We start from the raw sequence: 26,341 nt of genomic DNA, 5'->3' as shown, positions 1-26,341 counted from the left end.
GCCACCATGCCCTTTGACGGAAGCGGCACTTTCAACCGGGTGATGAACTGGGTGAGCGACGCGGCGGCTGGCATCAAGATCAAGTCCGACCGCCACGACAGCGAAGACGATAATTTCGCCGCCGGCCTGTCGAACACCCTGACCAAGGACGGCCAGAGCCAGCCGACCGCCAATATCCCCCTCAACGGCAAGAAGCTGGTCAACGTCGGCGCGCCGACCGTGGGCACCGATGCGGCGACCAAGAGCTATGCCGATGGCCTCCTCGCCAACACGGCGCTTACCGGGGTGCCGACAGCGCCGACCGCCGCGCCCGGCACCAACACCACCCAGCTGGCGACCACCGCCTTCGTCAACGCGGCCCCGCTCGGGACGCCAATCCATGCGGCACCGGCCAAGACAACGCCGGTCGATGCCGACGAAGTTCCCATCTCCGACAGTGCTGCTGCGTGGGTCGTCAAGAAGCTGACTTTCACCAACCTCAAGGCGTTCCTGAAAACCTATTTCGACACGCTCTACGCCTCGCTCACGGGTGCGACCTTCACCGGCCAGATCACGCTCCAAAGCTCGGGGCCGATGCTCTACATGCAGGACATCGATGCCAGCGCCTATGACTTCTGGGTCCACGCCAACAGCAACCACTTCTACGTCCTTGCCGACCGGAACAACGATGGCGCGTTCGAGGGCCCGCATCCGCTCGACCTCGACGCCGTCAGCAGCGCGGGCTATCTCTTCGGCAACACCATCTGGACCACCGCCAATGACGGCTCTGGCTCCGGTCTCAATGCCGATCTGCTCGACGGCTTCCAGTCGTCGCAAGCCAATGCAGGCAGCACGGTCGCGGTGCGTGATGGCTCCGGCGACATCGTAACCCGCCTGTTCCGTTCCGAATATCCGGCGGGCTCTGATGCGGTTAATGCCCTGATCGGCATGAACGCGACGGGGGCCGGTGCTGACAATTACATGCGCCCGATCACGCTGGGCGCGGCTGCGAGCCGACTGGCCCCCTCATTGGCCGCCTCGGGGGCCGTCTACGACCAGATCGAGAACCGCGCGAACGCGTTTGCGCTGGCGTACACGGCCAACGCGGCTGCAGGCTCGCTTGGCTCCTATGCCTTTGTTTCGTATCTAGCAGGGCTCGGCATCTTTACGGCAGGCATGGGCATCGCTGGCTCCAACCTCACCTATGCAAGCGCGGCAGCTGCTGGCTCCGGTTCGCCCGGGGGAAGCTGGAGGACGATGGGCTACGCTGGCGGCTCGGGAACGAGCAGAATTACACTTGCCGTGAGGTATGCATGATGGCCGAAGACCCGATCCCCCAAGAAGTCCTGATCGACTACCAGAACCGCACGGTGGTCAGCGTCGCCAATCTCCGATGGGCCAACGCCCAGCACACGATGCTCGATGCCGACGTGCTGTTTGCCGAGCTTGAGGCGCTGGGGCCGGTGCCTTTTTCGACCACAGCCGACGCCGACACCGCTCATGGCCGCGAGGTCTGGGACAAGGCCAACGCGGGCGACTACGGCCCGATTGCCGCATTCTCGGTGCCGCTCAATCAACAGATCACCGACGCCCCCGAAGACCTCTTCGGCGGCCCAACCTTGGGAGAAGTTTTCCATGGCAACTAAGGACATCATCGCCGCCGCCAGCGACCCGATCTTCTACACGCGGGTCGCCTTCCTCGCGCTCAAGGCGGCGCAGCAGGTCGCCTCCGAGGACCCGGCGACCGCCAACCACGCCAACCGCATCCACTATGCCGGGCTGGTCATGACCGGGCAGGACAAGGCGCTGCTGCTCGCGCTGCACATCGTCGCGGCCAACGCCACCATTGCCAACGAGATTGAGAACATCGGGGGCGATGCCGTGCCTGATGGCGACATCGAGTTTGTGCTTGCGTCTATCTGGGACAGTCGCGCCAACGCCTTCGCGGCGTCGGCATAGGAGTAGGCCATGGGTCTGGCGCGCACCGTCGTCATCAGCCGTCTGGAGCCGGCCATGCTGTCGGCGCTGTCGCCGGCTGGTGTCGACCTCGATCTCGACCTGACGTTCCTGACGCAGGGCCGCGACCCGGTCAGCCCGGCGACGCTTCTGCCGCAGCTGGCGCTGATGGCGCGTTCGTCGACCCGGGTGTTCGCCTATGACGTCGACGGGGCCGGCAACGTCGTGGTGCCCGGCAGCGCGCTCAAGGACCCCATGGGCTACACGCTGGAGCTTTACCAGCGCCGCGAGGCCGAGAACCCCGCCGATCCTCCGGTGGCCATCGGCCTGCTGGCCAAAGGCACGCTGCTGCTCAAGGGCGCGGCCTATGGCGAACTCTCCCCGCTCGGGCCGATCAACATACCGGTCACGGTCGGGCCTGCGGGTCCGGTCGGGCCTCGGGGTCCACAAGGTTTTCAGGGCATTCAGGGAGAGCCGGGCCCGGCCAATGTGCTGACGGTCGGCGGCGTCACCACCGGAGCACCGGGCTCGGCTGCGGTCGCAATCATCACCGGGGTCGCGCCCAACCAGACGATCTCCTTCGTCCTTCCACGGGGAGATGTCGGCGCGCAGGGCATTCAGGGCATCCAAGGCATTCAGGGCGGCATCGGCCCAATGGGTCCGGCTGGTGCCGACAGCACCGTGCCGGGGCCGGTCGGGCCACAAGGCGAACCCGGCGAGCCCAATGTGCTGACAGTCGGGACCGTCACCACCGGAGCCCCCGGGTCTCCCGCCGAGGTGAACATCACGGGCGCGTCACCCGATCAGACGATCTCGTTCGTGATCCCCGAAGGCGAGACCGGCGACACCGGCCCGCAGGGCATTCAGGGAGGCGTGGGCCCGATGGGACCGCCGGGTGCTGACAGCACTGTGCCGGGTCCAGTTGGTCCGATGGGTCCGGCTGGTGCCGACAGTACCGTGCCGGGCCCGCAGGGACCGCAGGGCGATCCCGGCCTCGATGCCATTAATCTGCTCTCAGGTACTGTCGATCCAGCCGCCGGGACCGGCGTCGTCGGTGACTTTTATGTCAACCTCACCACCGGGTCGCTGTTCGGGCCGAAGGCGGCCACGGGCACGATCTGGCCAGTGGTCAAGCTCACGACCTACTGGAGTTGAAAGGAGAAAGACCGTGCCGCTCTCCACCATTCTCGTCGTCCTGCTGATCCTCATGCTGGTTGGGGTCGGGCCATACTGGGGCTACTCGACCGCTTGGGGCTATGGGCCCTCGGGCCTCGTCGGCCTGCTGCTGCTCGTCGTCCTGATCCTGATGCTGCTGGGCCGCATCTGAACTGAAAAGGAGAAAACCAATGGCTAAGGCCACCGTAGAAATCAAAAGCGCATGGTACTCCAAGATCAACTGGACGCAGGCGCTCGCGCTCGCCGCCTCCATCCTCGTCGTCTTCGGCGTCAACATCCCGCCCGAGGTGCAGGTCCAGATCGTCGCTGGCATCCAAGCGGTGCAGGCGGTGGTGACGTGGGCCCTGAAGACGTGGTTCACCGACAGTGTGACGCCCGCCGCCGCCGGAAAGTAAGCTAGTGCCGAGCGACATCGACCTGAAGTCGGTCAACCTCAACACCGTGATTTCGCTCGCGGGCTTCTTGGGGACGTTCGTGCTGGTCGGCATCTCGTGGGGCACGACGCAGTCCAACATCTCGGAACTCGCCCAGTGGCGTGAGGCCCACGAGGTGCGGCACCGCGACATGCAGGCCGACGAGGCGGCATATCGGGCGGTGATCAACCAGCAGATCGAGGCCATCAACAGGCAGCTGGCCAAGCTCGACCAGATGGACTACCGCGTCACCTCGCTCGAAAAGCAGTACGAGAACACCGACAACCGGATCAGCCGCATCACCGAAAGCTATTCCAACCAGTTCGCTGACTTTCGCACGCAGCTGTCGTCGATCTCCACCCAGATCGCGCTGACCAACCAGACGCTGCAGCGCATGGAGAGCCAAGTCGTGCCGCCGCCGCGCCAGCAGTAAGAGGTCCCCATGGTGGGGACAAATGTCCCTCTCGGGACGTTTCTTCCCTGAACTGCCCGTCGTTCGAAAGGATGGCGGGCCTTTTTTTGTGGATGACAGGGTGCTAAACGGGGCGAAACGGGGCGACCAAGTGCGACAAAGCGTCATAGGGATTTTCTTGGGGAAGCGCTCCGATGTGCTCTGTGGATTTCAACCTTTTATGCAGGAAAATCAATGTCATCAGACCCATCCGAAGACCCCCTCCTTGCGGACATCTCCCCCACGGGTGGAGAGATGTCCGGCAGGACAGAGGGGGGCGCCGTAGAGCGCCATCTTGCCTTGCTACGCCCTCGTGACTTCAGCGGCTCTCGGCAAAAGCAATATCCCGGCGAATGACCTCCCGCTTGTCCTGCGACAGGCCGGCGAGCAGGTTCTCGTCGAGATAGCCTGCCCGAATGAGACCCGCGAAGACGAAAAGAAGCTGGGAGTAGCGGTAGTCGAACGTCCGGTCGATCTCCCGTCGCTGTTCACGCAAATAGTCTTCGACGTCCCACATGTCGGCGGCGACTGTCGCGGCGTTGGCCTTGCTCTTGAATTCGGCCATCGTCGTTGCAAGCGCCACCTCAAGTGCAGCGTCGAAGGCGCGGCGTGCGATCTTCTTTTCGGATGTGGACCAGCTTTCCCTGGAATTCATGATTTTCTCCGTCTTTCGATCATCCCATTGCAAAACGCCGCCAGACGGCCCCTCTCAATCCGTCCGGATCCAGACGCCCTTGGTGTTGAGATATTCATCAAGGTGCTCGGCCCCACCCTCGCGTCCGTAGCCGCTCATCTTGTAGCCGCCGAAGGGCACCGCCGGATCGATCGCGTGGTAGGTGTTGACCCAGACTGAGCCGGCGCGCAGGCGGTTGGCCAGTTGGTGCGCCTTGCCGAGGTCGCTGGTGAACACGCCGGCGCCCAATCCGTAGGGCGTGTCATTGCCGCGCCGCACCACCTCGTCCAGCGTGTCGAACGGCAGCGCCGAGATGACCGGGCCAAAAATCTCTTCCCGGGCGATGCGCATATCGTCGGTGACGCCGGAAAACACGCTCGGCGCGATGAAATTTCCTGAACCAAGCGCACCCTCGGTGATGCGGTTGCCGCCGGTGACCAGCCGTGCGCCTTGGCTGGTGCCATCCTTGATGAATCCCGTGACGCGTTCGAGTTGCTTGGGCGAAATCAGCGGCCCGATCTCGGTCTCGGGATCGGCGCCGTCGCCGATCCTGAGTTTTGCCGCATAGGCCGAGACCCGCTCGACGAACTCTTCGTAGATCGGCCGTTCGACGAACAGCCGCGAGCCGGCGATGCAGATCTGGCCGGAATTGGCGAACACTGACATCGCCGCGATCGGCACGGCGCGCTCGAGATCGGCGTCGGCGCAGACGATGACCGGCGACTTGCCGCCAAGCTCCAGCGAAACACGCTTCATGTTGCCGGCCGAGGCGCGCAGGATGCTCTGGCCGGTCGCTGTCGAGCCGGTGAAGACGATCTTGTCGACGTCCATATGGGCGGCAAGCGGCGCGCCGGTCTCGGCACCGGTGCCGGTGACGACGTTGACCACGCCGGGCGGCACCCCGGCCTCCATCATCAGCGCGCCGATCAGCAGCGGTGTCAGCGGCGCTTCCTCGGAAGGCTTCAGGACGATGGTGCAACCGGTCGCCAGCGCCGGACCGATCTTCCAGATCGACGCGGCGGTCGGCGCGTTCCAGGGAATGATCGCGCCGACCACGCCGACCGGCTCCTTGCGCGTGTAGGAGACGATGTCGCCCGGCAGCGAATTGCCGATCGTGTGGCCATGAATAGATGTCGCCATGCCGGCATAGAAGCGCAGCATGCCAAGCACGCGGTTCTTGTTGGCGAGCGTGCGTATGATGGGCATGCCTATATCCGTGGTGTCGGAAAGCGCGATCTCCTCCCAATGGCGCTCCATCAGGTCGGCGATCTTCAGCAGCAGCACTTGGCGCTCATAGGGCTTGAACCGGCTCCACGGCCCGTCGAAGGCGCGCCGGGCCGCCGCCACCGCGAGGTCGATGTCACCGGAATCGGAGAGCGGCACGGTGCCAATCACCGCGCCCGTGGCGGGATTGCGCGTCTCGAAGGTCCGGCCGCTCAGCGCGTCGCACCAGGCGCCGTCGATCAGCATCTTGCGGTGCCGGCCGTCGATGGGCGTGTGCAGCGGCAGATCCCTAAACGGTGCGGTCATGCTCGTGCCCTCTAACGGGCGGCCCAGACAAGGCCGCGCTCGACGATCAGCGCCATCTCCGGCACCGCGAACTCGTCGGCATTATGCCCCAGCGCACTGTAAAAAACCTTTCCGGCGCCATAGCGACGCTTCCAGACGACCGGCATGACGACGCCGCCTATCCCCGGGAAATGCGCGTCGGTGAAGGTGGTCGTGGCCAGCACCTCGTTGCTCGGGTCGACATGCATGTAATACTGCTCCGACCGGTAGGCGAAATCGCCGATGCCTGATGTGATCGGGTCATCCGGCCTGGTGACGGCCACCGTATACTCGATGATGTCGCCGGGATGCGCGACCCACTGGCCGCCGGTCATGAACTGATAGTCGGGCTCGTTGCGGAAACTATCGCCCATCGTGCCGTGAAAGCCGCCCAGCCCACTGCCCTGGCGAACGGCCGACGTCAGGTTCTGCAGCTCGGCCTTCTCGATCGTCGACATCGTTATGACAGGCACGATGAGATCGAAGGAAGCCAACTCCGGATCGGCGAACACCGCCGTGCCCTGGCCGAGCGTGACGTCAAAGCCATTGCGTTCAAGCAGGTTGCGAACGATCTTCGCGCTCTGCTCCGGCGTATGGCCCTCCCAGCCGCCCCAGGCGATCAGCGCTCTCTTCGCCATGGTGTACCTCCCTGGAGTTATCCGCCTTGATCCGAACGTCAGCGCCAGCCCAGCGCCGGCGCGACATGGGTCAGGATCGCTTCGATGACATGCGCATTGTAGTCGACGCCGAGCTGGTTCGGAACGGTGAGCAGCAGCGTGTCGGCCTCGGCGATCGCCTCGTCCTCAGCCAACTCCTTGATCAGCACGTCCGGCTCGGCGGCGTAGCTGCGGCCGAAGATCGCCCTCGTGTTCTCCTCGATGAAGCCGATCTGGTCGCGGCTCTCGTTGCCGCGTCCGAAATAGGCGCGGTCGCGATCGTTGACCAGCGCGAAGATGCTGCGGCTGACCGAGACACGCGGCTCGCGCTTCTGGCCGGCCGCCTTCCAGGCCTCGCGATAGATGCGGATCTGCTCGGCCTGCTGGATGTGGAACGGCTTGCCGCTCTCGTCGAATTTGAGCGTCGAGCTTTGCAGGTTCATGCCGAGCTTCGCCGCCCATTCCGAAGTCGCGTTGGTGGCCGCGCCCCACCAGATCCGCTCGCGCAAACCCTCCGAGTGCGGCTCGAGCCGCAGCAGGCCAGGCGGGTTGGGGAACATCGGTCGTGGATTGGGCTGTGCGAACCCCTCGCCGCGCAGTGTGTCGAGGAAGACCTCGGCGTGATGCCGCGCCATGTCGGCGTCGCTTTTGCCTTCCGGCGGCGCGTAGCCGAAATAGCGCCAGCCGTCGATCACCTGTTCAGGCGAGCCGCGGCTGATGCCAAGCTGGAGACGCCCCCCGGCGATGATGTCGGCGGCACCCGCATCCTCCGCCATGTAGAGCGGATTCTCGTAGCGCATGTCGATGACGGCGGTGCCGATCTCGATGCGGCTGGTCTTGGCGCCGACGGCCGCCAGCAGCGGGAACGGCGAAGCGAGCTGGCGGGCGAAATGATGCACGCGGAAATACGCCCCGTCCGCGCCAAGCTGCTCGGCGGCGACGGCCAGCTCGATGGATTGCAAAAGCGCGTCCGATGCCGAGCGCACTTGCGATTGCGACGAGGGCGTCCAGTGCCCGAACGACAGGAAACCGATTTTCTTCATAGCCATGCGATATAAGGATGCGCGCCAGGCTTCAATGCAAAAGACGTTTTCCGGCGCGCGGATTAAGGCTCATGCATCGCTATTTTCGAAAGCGCCGATGCCTTGTGCGATGAGGTTGGTCGCCATCACCAGCGAGACGATTGCCGCGGAATTGAACACGACGACCCACCATTTGCCGCCGGTCAGGAAGCCGTAGCCGTCGGCGACGGCCAGTCCCCAATCAGCCGACGGCGGCTGGATGCCGAGGCCCAGAAAACTCAGCGTCGCGATCGAAAAGAACGCGTAGCCCAGCCGGGTGACGAGCTCGATGAGGATCGTCTCCCTGATGTTGGGCAATATTTCCAGGAACATGATGGCAAGCGGGCCTTCACCGCCGAGCCGGGCGGCGCTGACATAGTCGCGCTCCTTCTGCTCGCGCACGGCGGCGCGAACGGTGCGCGCCACCAACGGCGCATAGGCGATGCCGATCACCAGGATGACGGTCAGGTTCGACGGCCCGATCGCCACCAGCGTCATGGTGACGAGAACGATGAACGGAAACGCCATCAGCGTATCGAGCAGCCGCGCGCCGATGGCATCGGTGAGGCCACCGAAATAGCCGAGCACCAGGCCAATGATGCTGCCGGCTGCAACGCCGGCCAGCGTCGCCAGCGGCGCGACCAGCAGGATATCGCGCGATCCGACGATAATGCGGGACAGCACGTCGCGGCCGAGCTGATCGGTCCCGAACCAATGCAAGGCATCGGGCGGCGTCAGCGTCGTCAGAAAATCCTCGGCATAGGGATCGTAGGGAACGAAGAGATTGCCTGATACCGCGCATACGACCCAGAACAGCAGCAGCAGCGTTCCGATCACGACCGATGGGGGCAGTCCAGGGAAAGCACCGCGGATCCTGCGCACTGCCGGAAAGGCGGCCACGGCGCGCCGTGGTGCGGGAGACTCCGTCAGATCCGTCATGACGAGGTCCGACGGCGTTGCCGCGGATCGAGCAAGGCCAGCACCAGGTCTCCCACCGCCGCCGACAGCACGAAGATTGCCGCCATCACCAGCACGCCCGCCTCGAGCATCGGGAAATCGCGCGCCTTGGCCGCGTTCAGAACCAGATTGCCAAGTCCCTGGATGCCGAACAGCGCTTCGATCACAACCAGCCCGCCAAGCATGTATCCGGTCTGCGTCGCCAGCACCGCGATGGTCGGGGTCAGCGCATTGCGCAGCACGTGCCGAAGGATGATCTCGCGCGGCTCGAGCCCTTTCAGGACGGCGGTGCGTGTGTAGTCGGCGGCCATCGCTTCGATCACCCCCGCCCGTGTCATCCGGGCTATGTAGCCGGCAAGATTGAGCACCAGCGGCAGCGCCGGCAGGATCAGATAATAGCCATGCGTCCAGAAGCCCGCGCCATCTGGCGCAACGCCTGAGATCGGAAACCAGTTCAGCCACAGGCCGAAAACGATGAGCAGCATCAGGCCGGACACAAAATCCGGCACGATGCCGAAGGAAACGCCCGCCATCACGATCAGCCGGTCGATGATGCGGCCGGCGTTGAGACCGGCGATGACACCGCCGCCAACCCCGAGCGGAATGAGAAAGATCAAGATAATGCCGGCAAGGGCCGCGGAGCGCTTGAGGCTTTCCAGCACGAAGGGGGCCACCGGCGCGCGCATCGACAGCGAGGTGCCGAAATCGCCTGTGACGGCCTTGCTGAACCAGAGCCAGTACTGGACGAGAACCGGCTGGTCGGCGCCGAGCCGTTTGTTCAGTTCCGCCACGGCCTGCGCGTCGGCAAACGGCCCGAGCATGACGCGGCCGACATCGCCGGGCAAAACCTGCCCGGCGAAGAACACCAGGATGCTGACCAGCCACAGCGTGAGGACAAGCGTGCCCACACGCGCTGACAGAATGCGGCCGGTCAGCATGTCGCGATCATGCCTGGACGAAGGAAACGCGATCGAGCAGCAGATGCGAGATCGCGGTGAAGCGCACGCCCTCGACCTTCGAGCTGACGATGCGGCTGTATTGCGAGAAGTAGCTGATGATCGCCGGCGTCTCATCGAGCAGCAAGGTCTGGATCTTGCCGGCAACAAGGCGCTGTGCCTGCAGATCACGCGCCTTCGAGTAGTCGAGCAGTAGCGCATCATAGGCCGGGTTGCTGAAATGCGCCGCGTTCCACGCGCCCGAACTCTTCAGCGTCGCGTTGAGGAAGATGTCGGGCGTGCCGCGATGGCCGTAGTCGGTGATGCCGAGAACCGAATCCAGCCAGGGCGAGCTGCCGAAGGTTGCCGAGCCGTAATAGGCGTCCTGCGGCAGGACATTGAGCTTGACGTCGATGCCGGCCTTCCGGGCGAAGTTCTGGATGATCACCGCATAGTCGGGAATGTCATAGGCGCGTTCGGTGGTCAGCGTCACCTCGAAGCCGTTGGGCACGCCCGCCTCGCCAAGCAGCCGCTTGGCTTCCGCAATGTCCTGCTTGCGCTGCGGCACCGACGGATCGGCCGAGGGGAAGATCGGCGCGAACGGGGTGTCGTTGCCGACGATGGCGCGGCCCTTCAGCAGGCCCTTGACCACCGCCTCGCGGTCGATGGTGAGGGCCAGCGCGCGGCGGATGCGCTTGTCGGTGAACGGCGCCTGGTCGGTTCTGAGATGCACCTGGTCGTGCGAGCTTGCCTGCACGCTCAGCAGCTTGAAATTGGGATTGCCCTCGATCGCCAGCTCCAGGCGCGTCGTGCTCGGGATGACATCGAGCTGGCCGGCCTGCAGCGCCAGCACCTGAGCCTGCTCGTCGTCGAAGAACTTGATTTCGACCCGGTCGGGCAGCGCCTTGTCGCCCCAATAATCCTCATTGCGCACGAAGCTGGCGCCTTGCTTGGGGCGGAAGGATTCGAGCTTGAACGGGCCGGTGCCGTTGAAATTCTTCTCGAAATCGCCGGCATAGTCGGCCGGCAGGATGACGGCATTGTAGACGTCGGAGGAGACATAGAACGGGAAGTTGCTGTTCGGACCGTCGAGATCGAAGGCGACCGTCTCGTCGTCGACCAGCTTGGCGCCGCCTTTGGACAGGATGCCCTTGTAGGCCGAGAGCGCCGACGAGCCGCTGGCCGGATCGACCAGCCGCTCGAAGCTCGCCACCACGTCCCGGCTCGTGACCGCGCGGCCATCATGGAATTTCACCCCTTGCCGCAATTTGAAGGTCCAGCGGCTGGCGGTCTCGTCGGCTTCCCAGGACAGAGCGAGCTTCGGCTGAAGCCCGTCCTTCGGGTCGTCGAGGATCAGATATTCGCCGACCTGGCTGATCACGCCGATGCTGGCCGGATCGGTGAGCGAAACCGGATCGATCGCCTTGGTCGGCTGGCCGAGCCCGACACGCACCGTGCCGCCGGCGGCGGCCGCGGCGCGCGCGCCTCCAAGCCCCTGCGAGGCGGCAAAGCCGGTCAGGCCGAGCAGTGCGGCATATTTCAGAAGATCGCGGCGCTTGAGAAAGCCGCCCTGATATTCGTCGACGGCGACATTCCAGACGTCCCCCGAAAGATTGCGAAGTGCGTCGATATCCCTGCGTTTGGTCATGTTAAACCCCTGCTCTGAAATGAAGATTGAAAACCTATGCGACGGGTTCGCCGTCGAGATGGATGCGGTCGACGGCCCGCGGATAGAAGGCGATGAGGCCTTTGATCTTGGGCATTTCCTCTATGGGATCCCGGTAGCTCCAGGCGATGTCCGGGCGCACCGTCCCGTCGCTCAGAAGGCCCGACCAGTAGGAGGCAATGCCCTTGTAGGGACATCGCGTCGTTGTGACGGACGCCGTCAGCCGCTCCAGCCGGATGTCTTCCGCCGGCAGATAGAAGCGCGTCGGCAGATGGGTCTCGAACAGCAGCACCGGGCGATGGCTGTCGGCGATCGGCTCGCCGTCGAACCAAACCTGCACATGGCTCGTGCTTTGCAGAACATCGATGCGCGCATAGGGGTCTCGGGCGTGGACGAAGACCTCTTCGTCCTCCTCGAACCATTGGTCGACGGCCTTCCAGGTGAAGGCGATGCGCCCGGCCAGCGACGCCAGGTTTTCATCCGGCGGCGAGATGAACGCCCACGCCGCGTTGGCACTGCGCCTGACACCGCTGTCGATATCCCAATAGGCCGTCTCGCCACCGACGGGATGCGGTTCGCGATGCAGCGAAGGCTTCAGCACCGACGGGTCTACCGCTGACGGCGGGAAGAAATAGATCGGCAGGAAATGGTTGGAGCGCAGCACCAGCACGTTGCGGCTGTCGGCGATAACGCGGCCATCGAACTTGACGCGCACGCGCTTGGGGCTGTGCAGGATATTGACGAGCTGCGGAGCGGTCGCTTCACGCGGCTGCAATCTTGGCGCGACGGTCATGATCGTTCTCCCGGTCAGGACACGGCGCGCGCATTGTCGCGCTGCTCGGCGAAACGGTTGGCGGGCCGCGCCAGGCCGAAGCGGTCGCGCAGCGTTCCGGGCGCGTATTCGGTCGGGAAGACGCCACGGCGCTGCAGTTCCGGCACCACCTTTTCGGCGAAGTTCACCCAGTCCTCCGGCAGCAGCGGGAACATCAGGTTGAAGCCGTCGGCGGCACCGGAGACGAACCAGTCCTCGAGCTGGTCGGCGATCTGTCCTGGCGTGCCGGCGACGGTCGGCACCGAACCGCTGTTGGCGAGCTTGCGGGCAATCTCGCGCAGGCTGAGATTCTGCTTCGCCCACTGCTTGACCCGGTTGAGCGACGTGCGCCCGCCATTGAAGGTGCTCTCGTCCGGCAGCGGCGGCAGCGGCCCGTCCGGCGGGAACACCGACAGGTCCAGCCCGCTCCAACTGGACAGAAGGTCGATGCCGACCTGATCGGGCAGCAAGGTCTGCAGATACTCCTGTTTTTCCCGGCCTTCCGCTTCGGAGGCGGCGACGATCGGCAGGATGCCGGGCAGGATCTTGAAGCTCTCCGGCCGCCTGCCGTGGCGGGCGAGACGCTCGTTGATATCCTGACGATATTTGATGCCATCCTCCTTGGTGCTGTAGATGGCGAAGTGCGCATCGGCCTGGCCGGTGGCGAAGTTCTTGCCGTCCTCGGACGAGCCGGCCTGGACGATCAGCGGATGGCCCTGCGGCGGCCGCGAGACGTTGAGCGGCCCGCGCACCTTGAAATGCTTGCCTTTGTGATCGATGGGATGGACCTTGTCGGGGTCGGCGAAATAGCCCGTCGCCTTGTCGATCAGCAGCGCCTCGTCTTCCCAGCTGTCCCACAGCGCCTTGACGATATCGAGGAATTCGGCCGCGCGCTCATAGCGGAACGCATGCTCGATGTTGCCGTCGCGGCCGAAGTTGCGCGCCTCCTCGTCCATCGCCGAGGTGACGACGTTCCACGACGCCCTGCCCTTGCTGATATGGTCGAGCGAAGCAAACATTCGCGCCACATTGTAGGGCTCGCTGTAGGAGCTCGACGCAGTGGTGATCAGGCCGATGTGTTTTGTCACCCCGGCCAGCGCCGACAGCAGCGTCAGCGGTTCGAGGCGGGCATTGGCGTAGTGCGCGACACCGCTCTTGACCGAATCCCAGATCGACACGTGGTCGGCGACGAAGATGGTGTCGATCCTGGCCCGCTCGGCCGCCTGCACGAGATCACGGTAGAACTCGAAGTCCAGCACCTCCCGGCCCGGTGCCCGCGGATGGCGCCACGACATCCGATGATCGCCCTGCGGGTTGAAGAAGAATGCGCTGAGGATCATGTGGTCTCGAGCCATGCCGGTCTCCTTCCAGATCTGCTTCCGGAGACTTGTCGTGCTGCTTGCGCAAGCGGCGACAATCTCTCCTGATCCTAGAAAGGTAGATTGCGCTCCGGCTTAATCCGAGTAATTTTATAGAGATAATGCATTGCGAAAGCGGAAGCGATTGCCCTTGATCGCGGCGCTGGAAGAAAGTGGTTTCAAGCTCCCCATGTTCCCCTCGGTTCTGAACGTAGACCAGCTTTCCATCGCCTATGACGGGCGCAACGGATCGCATCCTGCCGTCAGTGGCGTCTCGCTCCACATAGGCGAAGGCGAAGCGCTCGGCCTTGTCGGCGAGTCGGGATCGGGGAAAAGCTCGGTGGCGCTCGCCATACTGCGTTATCTGCCGAGGAATGCCCGCCTCGCGGCGTCGGCGCTTGAATTCCAGGGCCAGGAAATCCGCGACCTCTCCGCCGAGCAGCTGCGCCAACTCAGGGGAAATCATATCGCCGCCGTCTACCAGCACCCGGGCGCGGCCCTCAATCCAAGCATGACGATCGGCCGGCAGATCACCGAGACGATCATGCGGCATCGCCCGGTTCGCCCCGACGAGGCGCGCGAGCGGGCTTCCGAACTGCTCGGGCGGGTCCGGGTGAGCCATCCGGAGCGGGTACTGGGGCTCTATCCACACGAACTCTCCGGCGGCATGCAGCAGCGTGCCAACATCGCCATCGCGATTGCGCTCAACCCGTCGCTGCTGGTGCTGGACGAGCCCACGACGGCGCTCGACGCCAGCGTCCAGTCCGAGATCATCGCCATCCTCTCCGACCTGCGCAAGGACCACAAAACCAGCATCCTGCTGATCAGCCACGACATCAACATGATCCGCCGCTCCTGCGACCGGGTGGCGGTGATGCAGTCTGGAAAGGTGGTCGAAAGCGGCGCCGCCGGCGATGTCTTCGACAACCCCTCTCATGCTTACACCAAGGCGCTCATCGCCTCGATCCCGGCGCTCAACTACACCAAGTGGGACGGCAGACTGGCGGAGACGGACGGCCTGCCACCGCATCCGGCAATCCTCGATGAAGAAGCCGGCCTGCCAAAGGAACGCCGGATCGCGATCGCCTGCAAAGGCATCAGCCATGCCTTCGGCAGCCAGCCAGTGCTGCACCACGTCGATCTCGACATCGGCCAGGGCGAGACCTTCGGGCTGATCGGCGAGTCCGGTTCCGGCAAGTCGACCCTGGCGCGGATCGTCACCGGCCTGCAGACGCCTGATGCCGGATCGGTCGAACTGTTCGGCAGGACGGTCGCGCCGCGCGTCGAGAAGAGGAACCTTGCCGAACGCCGCGACGTGCAGATGGTCTTCCAGTCGCCGGATCGCACGCTCAACCCGCGCCAGCGGATCGGCAGGATCCTCGGCCGTCCGCTGCGCCGGCTCGCTGGTCTGCGCAGCCGTGAGATAAAAGCCCGCGTCCGCGACTTGCTGCAATCGGTTCGCCTTGCCAGCACTACCGCCGAGCAGAAATCGCGATCGCTGTCCGGCGGCCAGCGGCAAAGGGCGGCCATCGCGCGGGCCTTTGCCGGCATGCCGAAGGTCGTCGTGCTCGACGAACCGACCTCGGCGCTCGACGTCTCCGTTCAGGCGACCGTCCTCAACTTGCTCAACGACCTGCAGCGCGACAAGGACACTACCTACCTGTTCATCAGCCACGACCTCAGGGTCGTGCGCTACATGGCCGACAGGATCGGCGTGCTCTATCGCGGCCGCCTGGTCGAAACCGGCTCATCCGACCAGATTTTTCACGGCCCCAATCACCCCTATACGGCCCTCCTGCTGGCGGCGTCCTCCGACGAGGCCGCGCCACTATCCGCTCAAATCGAGATCGAGGCCGCCGGCATCTCGAACACAGGATGCTCCTTCGCCGACCGCTGCCCCCTGGTCCTGCCCGACTGCCGAAAGGCGGAACCATCAGCCATGGAGGTCGCTGCCGGCCATCGGATCGCCTGCTGGCGGCACGGCCAGGCTATGTAGCGGATCATCGACAGTCCGAAGGCCCGCAACAGCACGGTTCCTCTTTAGGCGCGATGCGATGCCCCGGGATTGTCGCAGCATTGGAATCCAGCTTGCAAATACCGTCTTTTGAGGCCAGCCTAGATGCATGATGGCACGCCGGTCGCCAAAACATATCCTTGTCATGCTGCTCGCGGTATTCCTGACCGCCGGGTTCAGCCTGTCTGCCGCTCAGGCGAGCTTCATGTCGGCGAAGATGATGATGACACCTGGCAGCGGCATGACCATGCCTGCCGACACCGGCATGGCCAAGATGGCCGACACCGGCATGAATGGCGACTGCAACGCCTGCCTCAAGGGCGCGGCCGACACCGGCAAACCGATGCATTGTCCACCGACCTGCATCGCACCGGTGCTCGCCGTACTCGCTCAAAGCCTCGCCATCGCCGTGGTTCCAACGGTGCAACAACCATCGGCGCTACCGATGCCGTTCCTTCACGGGCGAAGTTCCTTGCCCGACCCATTCCCTCCCAAATCCATCGATCTCGCCTGACGCCGTTTCAGCCATCCCGCGGCTGATTCCGGCGTTTGATTGCCGCTGGCGCTTTGCGCCGGCAGGCACACAGCAATTCGACGCCGAGAGGCTCGCCGTCGATCGAGATCGCAAAGGCTTGAAAGTGAGCATCGATTCTAATCATTCCATCTCACGCCGCAGGTTCGTCCTTGCGGCGGCGGGCGTTGCTGCGGCCACCCTGGTGCACCCCGCAACGCCAAGAGCATCCGCCGTCGATGAGCGCCGCATCAGGATCGCGCCCGGCCACGCCAGCCTCACCAGCGCTGGCGATCCGCTTACTCCTGTCTGGGCGTATGACGGGACGGTCCCCGGCCCGATGCTGCGTCTGCGCCAGGGCCGACCCGTTCACATCACGGTCGAGAACGGGCTGGACGAGGAAACCACGGTCCATTGGCATGGCATCCGCCTGCAAAACGCCATGGACGGAGTACCCGGCCTGACGCAGCAGCCGATCAAGCCGGGAACAGATTTCGTTTATGAATTCACGCCGCCCGACGCCGGCACCTTTTGGTACCATCCGCATGCCAACAGCCTTGTGCAGCTCGGCCGCGGGCTCGCCGGCGCCCTCATTGTCGAGGAGACCGAACCCGTTGCTGTCGACCGCGACCTCTTGTGGTTGCTGCAGGACTGGCGGCTTGCCGACGACGGGCAGATGGCGCCCGGTTTCGGCAGCGCGATGGACGCGGCGATGTCCGGCCGCGTCGGCAACGTCGTCACCATCAACGGCACGGCGCCGGCCGACCAGAGCGTAAGGGCGGGCGAACGTGTCAGGCTGCGGCTGGCCAATGCGTCGCTCGCCCGCATCATGGCGCTGCGCTTCGAAGGCCACCACCCGGTCGTCGTGGCGATCGACGGCCAGCCCTGTGATCCGCATGAACCGGAGGGCGGCCGCCTTGTTCTGGCACCTGCCATGCGCATCGATGTCGTGATCGATATGCAGGGCGACCCAGGCAAGCGTTACGCGGTGATCGATGATTTCTACGACGGTCTCGCCTATACGCTGACCACGCTTGCCTATGACAGCGCATCGCCGATTCGGATCCATCCTCTCGACACGCCGCTTGGCCTGCCGCGCAACCCGTTGCAACAACCCGATCTCGCAAGCGCCGAGCGCCAGGAGATCGTCCTGCAAGGCGGCATGATGGGTGGCGGCAAGCTCGCCGGCGTCGGCGGCATGATGGGCATGGCGACACCCGGCATGAAGGGTGGCGCTGCGTGGGCGATCAACGGCATGTCGATGACCGGTGACGGCCACGCCGGCATGGCGCCGCAGTTCACCCTGCCCCGCGGCGCAACCTATCATCTCACGATGCGCAACGAAACTGCCTGGTGGCACCCGATGCACATCCACGGCTTCAGCATGCTGGTGCTTGCGCGCAACGGTTCGCCGGTACCGCACCGGCAATGGCAGGACACCGTGCTGCTCGCTCCCAGGGACACGATCGAATGCGCCTTCGTCGCCGACAATCCCGGCGACTGGATGCTGCACTGCCATGTCGCCGACCACCAGATGGCCGGCCTCATGACGGTGTTTCGAGTGACCTGATTTTCTCGTCAAACAACGTCAAGACAACAAGGAGAACTGCAATGAAACTGACTTACTCTCTCGCCGCATTCGCCGTCGCGATCGCAATGCCGCTGCCGGCTGTCGCGGCGACGATCAACGCGGTGATGTACAAGAACCCGCAATGCAGCTGCTGCGAATCCTATGCCAACTATCTGGAACACAACGGCTTCAAGGTCGACATCAAGCCCGTCAACAATCTGTCCCAGATCAGCAGTGACGCCGGCGTGCCGGCGGACCTCGAAGGCTGCCACACGCTGATGGTCGACGGCTATGTCGTCGACGGGCTGGTGCCGGTCGATATCGTCAAGAAACTGTTGACCGAACGGCCCGCCATCACCGGCATCACGCTGGCCGGCATGCCGACCGGTGCCCCCGGCATGGGTGGCGAGAAGGCTGGCCCTTTCATCGTCTACGCCTTCACCAAGGACGGCAAGGCTCCCACGATCTACGCGACGGATTGAAAGGCAAGCGCCATGTCTGCCGATACGTCGGATTGCCCTGCCCGAACCTGGCTCGCCATGACGTTCCTGCGGCTCGAATCGAGGGAACGGCAGCTATGAAGATGGTCGCTCTCGTTCTATTCGGCGCACTGCTCGCGGTACCTGGACCTGCGACGGCCGGCGAGCCGCCGCAGAATTTTGCTGTTCAGGCGAGCCCGCAGCCGCTTCCGGAGATTCAGTTCCAGGACGGCGATGGACAACCCAAAACGCTCGCCGATTTTTCCGGCAAGGTCGTGCTGCTCAACATCTGGGCGACGTGGTGCGCTCCCTGCCGCAAGGAAATGCCGACGCTCGACAGGCTGCAGGCCAAACTCGGCGGGCCGGACTTCGAGGTCGTCGCGCTGTCGATGGATCGCGGCGGTCCGGACAAGGTGAAAAAGTTCTTCGCCGAGATCGGTATCGAGCATCTCGCCCTCAACATCGACACGTCGGCCAAGGCGATGTTCACGCTCGGCGCCCTCGGCCTTCCCATGACATTGCTGATCGACCGCCGAGGCAAGGAAATCGCCCGCCTGATTGGTCCGGCTGAATGGGATGCTCCCGACATGGTCGACTTCATCCGCAGCCATTTTGCTGCCAACTGAGAAGGAATTCATTGTGACCACTACAGAACTGATCCGAGCCAAGGAGGCCTCGTTCGGTCGCAATGTTCTCGCCTCCATTCGCTACTATCTCGGCGGCCGGCGTGGCTTCCCCGCATTGGCGGCGGCCGTGATCGTCGCAGGCCTTGCATCCAACTGGAGCTGGCTGGCCGCGGCGGGCGTCGCGCCGCTGCTTCTCAGCGCTTTGCCCTGCGTCGCAATGTGCGCGCTTGGCCTCTGCATGCACAAGATGACAGGTCGCGCCTATCCGGCCGAAGACGGTCCCCCCAAAGCTGAAGAGGTCACCGTTGGTCCGACAACAGTGCCCGCCGATCTGAAAGGTAACAGTTGATGCCAGTCCTTATCCAAGAATGGATGCATTTCCTGCGGTGCCTGATTTCCGTAGCTGCGCTGATTGTGGGCTTCGTGCACGGCGCGCAAGCGCACTCGCTCGAAGAACTCGACGCCATGCTTCAGGGCGACGAAAAGTATTTCCAGCCGATCGACAAGCCAGCGCCCGATTTCACGCTGCGCACCGCCGACGGGCGCGTCGTGCGACTGGCTGATCTGCGTGGCAAGGTTGTCATCCTCCATTTCATCTACACATCGTGCACGGACGTTTGTCCCTTGCATGCCGAGAAGATCGCCGAGATCCAGAAAATGGTGAACGGCACGCCGATGAAGGACCAGGTCACCTTTGTCAGCATCACCACAGATCCGACGAGAGACACGCCGGACGTGATGCGAAAATACGGGCCAACGCATGGGCTCGATCCCGTCAATTGGGCGTTCCTGACCACAACCCAGGACCAGCCGGAGGACGCTACCCGCACGCTGGCGGAAGCTTTTGGCCACAAATTTACCAAAACGGACGACGGCATTCAGGCGCACGGCATCGTCACGCATGTGATCGACAAGGAGGGCCATTGGCGCGCGAATTTCCATGGCCTGGATTTCGCACCGATCAATCTCGTCACCTTGGTCAATGCGCTGACCAATAGCATCGAGCGTCCACATCATGAGCAGGAAGCTGGCTGGCTGGCGAAATTGAAGAACCTTTTTTGAAGCATCATCCGAAGGAAGGAGAACCCTATGACCCATAATTCAGGGCAATTCGGCGGAGTTGCCGGCAAAACTGCCCGTTCCCTCATGCCGGTCATTGCAACGGCCTGGCTCGCGCTCGGTCTCGGATTCCACAGCCAGGCGATCGCTGCGGACGAAATGTCCCAGAGCCAGTTCGATCAACGCGTCCACGACTACATCCTCGCGCATCCAGAGGTCATCATGGAGGCGCTGCAAAGCCTGGACGCCCGCCAGCGCGAGGCCGATGCAAAAGAGGCAAAGGCGGTCCTGGCGGCCAAGGCCGACGAGGTTTTCCGAGATCCGGCCAGCCCGGTCGGGGGCAACGCCCAGGGCAACGTCACCATGACCGAGTTTTTCGACTACAATTGCCCCTATTGCCGCCAAGTTGCGCCGATCATGGCGCAAGCCGTGGCCGACGACCCACAGCTCCGGATCGTCTACAAGGAATTCCCGATCCTCGGCCCGGATTCCGTCTTTGCGGCCAAGGCGGCGCTCGCCGCCAACAGGCAGGGCAAATACGCAGAATTCCACAAAGCGTTGTTCGCCGCCAAGACGCGGGTGACCGAAGCAGTCGTGCTCAAGATGGCGGCCGACGCCGGCCTCGACGTACCGCGCCTGAAGACCGACATGCAGCAGCCGGAGATCCTGGCTGCGATAGAGCAGAACGTGAAACTGGCTCAGGCGCTAAAAATCAACGGAACGCCGGGCTTCGTCGTCGGCGATCAGATTTTCCCGGGTGCGACCGACCTTACGACCATGAAGAGCCTGATCGAGCAGGCGAGGGCCGCCAAATGAGCCGGATATCGCACCCCAGTCGACGAAAGATTCTGGGCGGCATTTTTGGGACCGCCGCGATTATGGGCTTTCTCGAGGATTCGAATTCGATCGCCGCGGAGGATCCAGGTCTGGCGAGCCGCTTCAAAGACCTCAGCGAAAACGGCAACAGCACATGTTCGGCCAAATTTACGGAGTCGATCGCCACCATGTCGCCGACGTCGCGGATCAAGGGCTCTTGCTGCAGCCCGATGGAAATGAAGCGCTATGTCGAGCAGGTCGACGGCCTGGCCAAATACCGCGACATCGCGATGATCCCAACCGATCCATATGATATTCCGGCGGGCATCGCACAGAAGATGATGCCTTACTACGAAGTGCAGCTCAGCGGCGCCGAACAGCAGGCCTATGACCATGCGATGGCAAATTCCGAAGAAAAGGGACCATGCTGTTGCCAATGCTGGCGCTGGAAAGTGTATGGCGGACTGGCGAAATACCTAATCCACGAGCACGGTTTTAACGGCAAGCAGATCGTCGATGTATGGAACCTCTCCGACGGCTGCGGCGGGGCAATGTAAAATTGCCATGGCGTGCTGGCTTGCCGTAACCGGAAGCGCGGAGTTTCTACCGCCGTGCTGGGCTTGGGCACTTCCTCGCATACAAGTACATTCGTCTATGCTAATATATCCTAGTCATGCACAATCGTTCGTGACTAACATGTGGGAGGACGCGATGAAAACCATGAATCGCAGGTCTGCAATTGCCCTCGGTATGACGGCCGCCGCGGTGACGCCTTTTTTTGCCCTGACGGCATCCGCGAAGGCCAAGAAATACGGCCCGAAAGATGGCAAGGAGATTGCCCCCGGTGTCAGAGTGGTTGAGGTCGGCACCGGCAACGCCGACATTCCGGCCTACAAGAGCATCGCAATCGTCGACGTGGTCTTCCAGCCCGGCGCACACGCGCCTCAAATGGTGATGGACAACGACATGGTCTGCACCATCACCTCCGGCGCGTTCACCATCAAGAAGGCAGACAAGGAATTCAAGCTCAAGACGGGTGACATGTACACCTGCGCCAAGGGCAAGACGGACGAGGCGACGAATACAAGCAAAGAGGTCGGCGTGCATCGTATCGCCGTCCTGATACCTGCCTAGCAACTGGAACTCCAGCCGGACGGGTGGTTGCACCTCGTCCGGCCGTCGCTTGCGTACAGCCGGGTGCTTGGCCTCGTCCGGCCAACGCCCTTCAAGATCGGCAGGATTCCGCCGCTGGTGCCCGGCCGGATCACAGTCGCATGCTCGCTTTCCGTTCAGGCACAGTGCGATACCCGAATTGGCTCTTGAAGGGTCAACTCGGACGCGCGTACCATCGCGCCATCTGAAATGAGTCTGCTTTATTAGTTCGGGCTAACGTCCGGATTGGTTTGGATATTTTCCTTGAACACGCAAGCAATCGGCGGCGCGCCGGAGCGCGGCAAATCGTTTGCCCATGTGGCGGAAGCCTCCTGGGGCAAGGGCCTCGGCACCTTGCTCCGCATCGTGCGCATGACGCTGCGCCATCCCTGGCAGGTCGCCATCACCATCGTCTCGACCTTCATTGCCGCGACGCTGCAGCTGTTCATTCCGCGCCTGCTGGGACGCGCCATCGACCAGGCGCAGGGCGTCATGACCACGGGTGCCGGTGCCGCGGCAGAGCAGGCGCTTTGGAACACGGCGCTGACGCTGCTTGTCGTCAGCATCCTGCGCGGTCTCTTCACCATGGCGCAGAACTACTATGGCGAGGCCGTCGGTCACCGCACCGGCTATGAGCTGCGCCTGGCATTCTATGAGAAGATCCAGCGATTGAGCTTCTCCTTCCACGACAGGGTCCACACCGGAGATCTGATCACGCTCGGCCTGCTCGATCTCGACGGCGTGCGCATGTTCTTTTCCACCGGCATCCTGCGCGTCGTGCTGCTCGGCGTGTTGATCGGCGTCGGCGCCTATCTGCTGATCAGCACCGATCTCGTGCTCGGGCTGCTCAGCTTGAGCTTCGTGCCGTTCGTTGCCTGGCGATCCTCAGTCACCCAGCTCGCATTGCGCAGCACCTGGCTAACGTTGCAGGAGCGCCTCTCGGTGCTGAGCCGGGTGATGGACGAGAATCTCGGGGGCATCCGTGTCGTGCGCGCTTTCGCGGCGCAGCGGCACGAGCTCGAAAAATTCGACCGCGCCAAGCTGTCGGCATTGGAGCTTGCCAATCAGCGCGTCGACATCCGCGTCTCCAACACCAGCGCCATGAACTTCTCCTTCCTGGCAGCCATGGGCCTGGTGCTCTGGTTCGGCGGCCAGAAGGTGATCGCGGGCCAGATCAGCGTCGGCACTCTGGCCCAATTCCTCACCTTCATGACCATCCTGCAGATGCCGGTGCGCCAGCTCGGCCTGATGGTCAACTCGTTCGCGCGCGCCTCGACCTGCGGCACCCGCCTGTTCGAGCTGCTCGACGCCGAACTCGACATCGAGGACGCGCCTAGCGCCAAGGACCTCGTCGTCACCGACGGCGTGTTGCGCTTCGACAATGTCGGCTTCCGCTACGAGGGCGCGGGCGGACGGCCGACGCTGTCGGGCATCTCCTTCGAGGCCCGGTCCGGCGAAACCATCGGCATTGTCGGCCCGCCTGGCAGCGGCAAGTCGACCATCGCGCACCTGATCCCGCGCTTCTACGACGTCACCTCAGGTGCGATCACCATCGATGGCCAGGACATCCGTGAGGTGACGCTGCAATCGCTGCGCAAGGCCGTCGGCGTCGTGCAGCAGGACGCGTTCCTGTTCACCACCTCGATCGAGAACAACATCGCCTACGGCAATCCCTGGGCGCGCGAGACCCGTATCGGGCAGGCCGCCGAGTACGCCCAGCTGCACAACTACATCATCGGACTTCCGGCGGGCTACACCACGGTCGTCGGCGAACGCGGTGCGTCGCTTTCCGGCGGCCAGCGGCAGCGCCTGACAATCGCGCGCAGCCTGATGTTGCGGCCATCGGTGCTGGTCTTCGACGATTCGACCGCGGCAATCGACGCCGGCACCGAGCAGCGGATCCGGGCGGCGATGAAGCGCTTCGCCAGGGATCGCGTCACGCTCATCATCTCGCACCGGCTGAGTTCGCTGATGCATGCAGACCAGATCCTGTTCGTCGAGGGCGGCCGCATCGTCGAGCGCGGCACGCATGAGGAACTGCTGGCGGTCGGCGGACGCTATCGCGCGCTCTACGACCTGCAGCTTCGGCCCGACGATGACCGGCCTGTGGCTATGGGAGCCGCGTAATGTCGACACAGAGCGACGACGACAAGGAAGACACCAGCGGCCGCCCGACCAAGGCCGTCGTCGGCTCGCATCGCGACGAGGAAGAGGTTTTCGGCAAGGCCTACGACCCGCGCATTGTCAGGCGTATCTGGAGCTTCGTGAAGCCGTATCAGAGCCGGATTTTCATCTCGGTCGCCGCTGTGCTGGTGTTCACCCTGACGCAACTGGCGATCCCGCTGGTCATCCGCTACGCCATCGACCACGGCATGACGGCAGGCCGGCTCGACCAGTCGGTGATGATCTCCGCGATCGGCGCGTTCACGCTGATCATCCTCATCAACTACGCCGCCAGCTATGTTCAGGAAAGCGTCGTCGGCAAGGTCGCCGAGAACGTGCTGTCCGACCTGCGCCGCGCCATGTTCAGCCACTTGCAGCGGGTCTCGCTAAGCTTCATGGACAAGACCGAGGTCGGCCGGCTGATGTCGCGGCTGCAGGGCGACGTCAATTCGATGCAGGAGTTCCTCGAGACATCGGTGATGTCGGTGGGCGACATCGTGCTGTTGTTCGGCATCGTCAGCGTCCTGCTCTGGTTGGATTTCCGGCTCGGTCTGCTGACGCTGTCGACCATGCCGGCGCTGTTCATCGTGCGCCTGTTCTGGCTGCCGCGCGCCAAGGTCGCCTTCATGGCCGCGCACGAGACCAACTCGATCGCCAACGGCGCGCTAGCCGAAGGCATCCACGGCGTGCGCACCGTGCAGAGCCTGGAGCGCCAGCACGTCAATTTCGACCTTTATGACGAGAAGGTGCTGGCCAATCTCAATGCCCATCTGACGTCGGCGAAATACGCGCAGGTGATGGTGCCGATCGTCGACACGCTGACCGGCGTCGCCATGGCGACCGTCATCGTCGTCGGCGGCTCGATGGTGCTCTCGCACAGCCTCGATATCGGCGTCATGGTGGCGTTCCTGTTCTACATCCAGCGCTTCTTCGACCCGATCCGCTCGCTCACCATGCAGTACAGCGTCATGCAGCGCGCCATGGCTTCGGGCCAGCGCATCTCCGAAGTGCTCGACGTGCCGGTCGACGTCAGCGACAGGCAAGGTGCGGTGGCGTTGTCGCGCGACATGGACGGCTCGGTCGAGTTCAGGAACGTCACCTTCGGTTACCGGGAGAACCAGCCGGTGCTGAAGAACATCTCCTTCCGCGTCAATCCGGGCGAGACCGTGGCCCTTGTCGGCCCGACCGGATCGGGCAAGTCGAGCTCGATGGCGCTGGTGCACCGTTTCTACGACGTCTGGTCGGGTGAGGTTTTGGTCGGCGGCCACGACGTGCGTGACCTGACCCAGGATTCGCTCGGCGATCAGGTGGCGATGGTGCTGCAGGAGCCGTTCCTGTTCTCCGGCTCGGTGCTGGAAAACATCCGTTACCACAAGACCGGCGCCAGCCGCGAGGAGGTGGTCCGTGCCGCACAGGCCGTCGGCGCGCACGATTTCATCGAGAACCTACCCGATGGCTACGACACCGAACTCGAGCAGCGCGGCGGCAATCTCTCGCTCGGCCAGCGCCAGCTGATCAGTTTTGCGCGCGCGCTGGTGGCGGACGCCAAGATCCTGGTGCTCGACGAAGCCACGGCCAGCATCGATTCCTACACCGAGATGCTGATCCAGAAGGCGCTGATAACGCTGCTGGAAGGCCGTACCGGGCTGGTCATAGCCCACCGTCTGGCCACCATCCGCGGCGCCGACCGCATCATCGTGCTGCAGAACGGCGAGATCGTCGAAAGCGGCAACCACGAGCAGTTGATGGCAGGAAAGGGCCTCTACGCCCGCCTCTACAACATGAACTATGCTTCGTTCGACGACATTTCGGAGAGCGAGCTGGAACTGGACGCAGCGGTCGGCAAGGCGACGTGAGCAGTCCCGACACATCGCCGACTGCTCGTGCCTCCCTTGAGAAGAAGACCTGTTTGCGAGATCCTCTGACGTGGCCGTCGAACTGCATGCCGTCCTCGGCGCGCAGGCACAGAAAGCCGGGAATGGAAAGCAATGGGATGATGGCGGTCAACAGAAACGCCTGGTGGAAACGTTCCGACGTCAGGACGTGGTTTTCTCCCAGCAGCATAACGATCTTCAAGAGAACCGAGTTGGCCGAAAGCCTGCGAGGAGTGGGTGCTCTCTTCCCGTGGCGATCTCGCTGGCAAGCAGCTCGCCGGCGATCAGGCCAAGCGTCGCACCGCTGTGGCTGAAGGCGACGTGGTATCCCTTGATGTCCTTCAACCGGCCCAATACCGGCTCGCCATCTCCGGGAATCGGCTTGGGGCCGACACCGTAGCTTTCCAATTCCAGCTTCGGATGGCCTTCCAGAACCT

General features: G+C 63.6%; 28 protein-coding genes and 1 pseudogene. 19 read left to right on the top strand and 10 right to left on the bottom strand.

The genetic code is table 11. From position 1 onward, the window contains the following. Positions 1 to 6 precede the first annotated feature (6 nt). From NKG99_RS20465 to NKG99_RS20435, 7 genes are read left to right on the top strand one after another with little or no spacing between them, the layout of a single operon-like run. A complete protein-coding gene (locus tag NKG99_RS20465; RefSeq protein ID WP_352870437.1) occupies positions 7 to 1,296 on the top strand; it encodes a hypothetical protein in 1,290 nt (429 codons plus the stop codon). Next, on the top strand, positions 1,293 to 1,625 hold the full coding sequence (locus tag NKG99_RS20460; RefSeq protein ID WP_352870436.1) for a hypothetical protein: 333 nt from the start codon (positions 1,293 to 1,295) through the stop codon (positions 1,623 to 1,625). The genes NKG99_RS20465 and NKG99_RS20460 overlap by 4 nt, the downstream gene beginning before the upstream one ends. Further along, positions 1,615 to 1,938, top strand: coding sequence for a hypothetical protein (locus NKG99_RS20455; protein WP_352870435.1), 324 nt, complete (start codon positions 1,615 to 1,617; stop codon positions 1,936 to 1,938). The genes NKG99_RS20460 and NKG99_RS20455 overlap by 11 nt, the downstream gene beginning before the upstream one ends. A 9-nt stretch (positions 1,939 to 1,947) precedes the next feature. Continuing rightward, on the top strand, positions 1,948 to 3,090 hold the full coding sequence (locus NKG99_RS20450; protein ID WP_352870434.1) for a collagen-like domain-containing protein: 1,143 nt from the start codon (positions 1,948 to 1,950) through the stop codon (positions 3,088 to 3,090). A 13-nt stretch (positions 3,091 to 3,103) separates the two neighbouring features. Beyond that, positions 3,104 to 3,262, top strand: a complete 159-nt coding sequence (locus tag NKG99_RS20445) for a DUF3309 family protein (protein WP_352870433.1) — start codon at positions 3,104 to 3,106, stop codon at positions 3,260 to 3,262. A 19-nt stretch (positions 3,263 to 3,281) separates the two neighbouring features. Further along, positions 3,282 to 3,506, top strand: coding sequence for a hypothetical protein (locus NKG99_RS20440; RefSeq protein WP_352870432.1), 225 nt, complete (start codon positions 3,282 to 3,284; stop codon positions 3,504 to 3,506). A gap of 4 nt (positions 3,507 to 3,510) precedes the next feature. Next, complete coding sequence (locus tag NKG99_RS20435) at positions 3,511 to 3,957, top strand: hypothetical protein (RefSeq protein ID WP_352870431.1); 447 nt, start codon at positions 3,511 to 3,513, stop codon at positions 3,955 to 3,957. Between the two features lie 337 nt (positions 3,958 to 4,294). Here NKG99_RS20435 and frp read toward each other — a convergent pair whose 3' ends face one another. From frp to NKG99_RS20390, 9 genes are all read right to left on the bottom strand, one after another. Then, positions 4,295 to 4,630 (bottom strand): fluorescence recovery protein, encoded by a 336-nt coding sequence (gene frp, locus NKG99_RS20430; protein WP_352870430.1) that lies wholly within the window; start codon positions 4,628 to 4,630, stop codon positions 4,295 to 4,297. A gap of 54 nt (positions 4,631 to 4,684) precedes the next feature. Beyond that, the gene (locus NKG99_RS20425; RefSeq protein WP_502911077.1) at positions 4,685 to 6,178 is read right to left on the bottom strand and encodes an aldehyde dehydrogenase family protein; all 1,494 of its coding nucleotides are present in this window, start codon (positions 6,176 to 6,178) and stop codon (positions 4,685 to 4,687) included. Positions 6,179 to 6,189: 11 nt separating this feature from the next. Next, the gene (locus NKG99_RS20420; RefSeq protein ID WP_352870429.1) at positions 6,190 to 6,834 is read right to left on the bottom strand and encodes a ThuA domain-containing protein; all 645 of its coding nucleotides are present in this window, start codon (positions 6,832 to 6,834) and stop codon (positions 6,190 to 6,192) included. 38 nt (positions 6,835 to 6,872) lie between these two features. Next, positions 6,873 to 7,895, bottom strand: coding sequence for an LLM class flavin-dependent oxidoreductase (locus tag NKG99_RS20415; RefSeq protein WP_352870519.1), 1,023 nt, complete (start codon positions 7,893 to 7,895; stop codon positions 6,873 to 6,875). Positions 7,896 to 7,964: 69 nt separating this feature from the next. Then, complete coding sequence (locus NKG99_RS20410; protein WP_352870428.1) at positions 7,965 to 8,852, bottom strand: ABC transporter permease; 888 nt, start codon at positions 8,850 to 8,852, stop codon at positions 7,965 to 7,967. Continuing rightward, complete coding sequence (locus tag NKG99_RS20405) at positions 8,849 to 9,808, bottom strand: ABC transporter permease (protein ID WP_352870427.1); 960 nt, start codon at positions 9,806 to 9,808, stop codon at positions 8,849 to 8,851. The genes NKG99_RS20410 and NKG99_RS20405 overlap by 4 nt, the downstream gene beginning before the upstream one ends. A gap of 7 nt (positions 9,809 to 9,815) precedes the next feature. Continuing rightward, positions 9,816 to 11,453, bottom strand: a complete 1,638-nt coding sequence (locus tag NKG99_RS20400; RefSeq protein WP_352870426.1) for an ABC transporter substrate-binding protein — start codon at positions 11,451 to 11,453, stop codon at positions 9,816 to 9,818. Between the two features lie 34 nt (positions 11,454 to 11,487). Beyond that, positions 11,488 to 12,264, bottom strand: coding sequence for a DUF427 domain-containing protein (locus NKG99_RS20395; RefSeq protein ID WP_352870425.1), 777 nt, complete (start codon positions 12,262 to 12,264; stop codon positions 11,488 to 11,490). A 14-nt stretch (positions 12,265 to 12,278) separates the two neighbouring features. Beyond that, positions 12,279 to 13,637: an LLM class flavin-dependent oxidoreductase gene (locus NKG99_RS20390; RefSeq protein WP_352870424.1), complete on the bottom strand. Its 1,359-nt coding sequence runs from the start codon at positions 13,635 to 13,637 to the stop codon at positions 12,279 to 12,281. 193 nt (positions 13,638 to 13,830) lie between these two features. On the opposite strand from NKG99_RS20390, the gene NKG99_RS20385 reads away from it, so the two are divergent. The 12 genes from NKG99_RS20385 (at position 13,831) to NKG99_RS20330 (ending at position 25,886) form a co-directional block, all read left to right on the top strand. Further along, entirely contained in the window at positions 13,831 to 15,636 is a 1,806-nt protein-coding gene (locus tag NKG99_RS20385; RefSeq protein WP_352870423.1) for a dipeptide ABC transporter ATP-binding protein, read from the top strand. Positions 15,637 to 15,799: 163 nt separating this feature from the next. Continuing rightward, the gene (locus tag NKG99_RS20380; protein ID WP_352870422.1) at positions 15,800 to 16,168 is read left to right on the top strand and encodes a hypothetical protein; all 369 of its coding nucleotides are present in this window, start codon (positions 15,800 to 15,802) and stop codon (positions 16,166 to 16,168) included. Between the two features lie 124 nt (positions 16,169 to 16,292). Further along, positions 16,293 to 17,735: a multicopper oxidase family protein gene (locus tag NKG99_RS20375; RefSeq protein WP_352870421.1), complete on the top strand. Its 1,443-nt coding sequence runs from the start codon at positions 16,293 to 16,295 to the stop codon at positions 17,733 to 17,735. Positions 17,736 to 17,776: 41 nt separating this feature from the next. Next, positions 17,777 to 18,217, top strand: coding sequence for a DUF411 domain-containing protein (locus NKG99_RS20370; RefSeq protein ID WP_023759570.1), 441 nt, complete (start codon positions 17,777 to 17,779; stop codon positions 18,215 to 18,217). A 95-nt stretch (positions 18,218 to 18,312) separates the two neighbouring features. After that, the gene (locus NKG99_RS20365) at positions 18,313 to 18,840 is read left to right on the top strand and encodes a TlpA family protein disulfide reductase (protein WP_352870420.1); all 528 of its coding nucleotides are present in this window, start codon (positions 18,313 to 18,315) and stop codon (positions 18,838 to 18,840) included. Positions 18,841 to 18,853: 13 nt separating this feature from the next. Then, positions 18,854 to 19,189, top strand: a complete 336-nt coding sequence (locus NKG99_RS20360; RefSeq protein ID WP_352870419.1) for a hypothetical protein — start codon at positions 18,854 to 18,856, stop codon at positions 19,187 to 19,189. After that, positions 19,189 to 19,902, top strand: a complete 714-nt coding sequence (locus NKG99_RS20355) for an SCO family protein (protein ID WP_502911078.1) — start codon at positions 19,189 to 19,191, stop codon at positions 19,900 to 19,902. The genes NKG99_RS20360 and NKG99_RS20355 overlap by 1 nt, the downstream gene beginning before the upstream one ends. A 27-nt stretch (positions 19,903 to 19,929) precedes the next feature. Beyond that, on the top strand, positions 19,930 to 20,715 hold the full coding sequence (locus tag NKG99_RS20350; protein ID WP_352870418.1) for a DsbA family protein: 786 nt from the start codon (positions 19,930 to 19,932) through the stop codon (positions 20,713 to 20,715). After that, complete coding sequence (locus NKG99_RS20345) at positions 20,712 to 21,272, top strand: hypothetical protein (protein ID WP_352870417.1); 561 nt, start codon at positions 20,712 to 20,714, stop codon at positions 21,270 to 21,272. Before NKG99_RS20350 ends, NKG99_RS20345 begins: the two co-directional genes overlap by 4 nt. Positions 21,273 to 21,411: 139 nt before the next feature. After that, the gene (locus tag NKG99_RS20340) at positions 21,412 to 21,849 is read left to right on the top strand and encodes a hypothetical protein (RefSeq protein ID WP_352870416.1); all 438 of its coding nucleotides are present in this window, start codon (positions 21,412 to 21,414) and stop codon (positions 21,847 to 21,849) included. 282 nt (positions 21,850 to 22,131) lie between these two features. After that, the gene (locus NKG99_RS20335) at positions 22,132 to 23,994 is read left to right on the top strand and encodes an ABC transporter ATP-binding protein (RefSeq protein WP_352870415.1); all 1,863 of its coding nucleotides are present in this window, start codon (positions 22,132 to 22,134) and stop codon (positions 23,992 to 23,994) included. Continuing rightward, on the top strand, positions 23,994 to 25,886 hold the full coding sequence (locus NKG99_RS20330; protein WP_352870414.1) for an ABC transporter ATP-binding protein: 1,893 nt from the start codon (positions 23,994 to 23,996) through the stop codon (positions 25,884 to 25,886). The genes NKG99_RS20335 and NKG99_RS20330 overlap by 1 nt, the downstream gene beginning before the upstream one ends. A gap of 216 nt (positions 25,887 to 26,102) precedes the next feature. On the opposite strand, the pseudogene NKG99_RS20325 reads toward NKG99_RS20330, so the two are convergent. After that, positions 26,103 to 26,341 (bottom strand): annotated as a pseudogene (locus tag NKG99_RS20325) (D-amino-acid oxidase); the annotation flags it as partial.

Source organism: Mesorhizobium sp. M1409, from assembly GCF_040317535.1.
Classification (GTDB): domain Bacteria; phylum Pseudomonadota; class Alphaproteobacteria; order Rhizobiales; family Rhizobiaceae; genus Mesorhizobium.
This window is presented reverse-complemented; position numbering and strand designations above follow the sequence as displayed.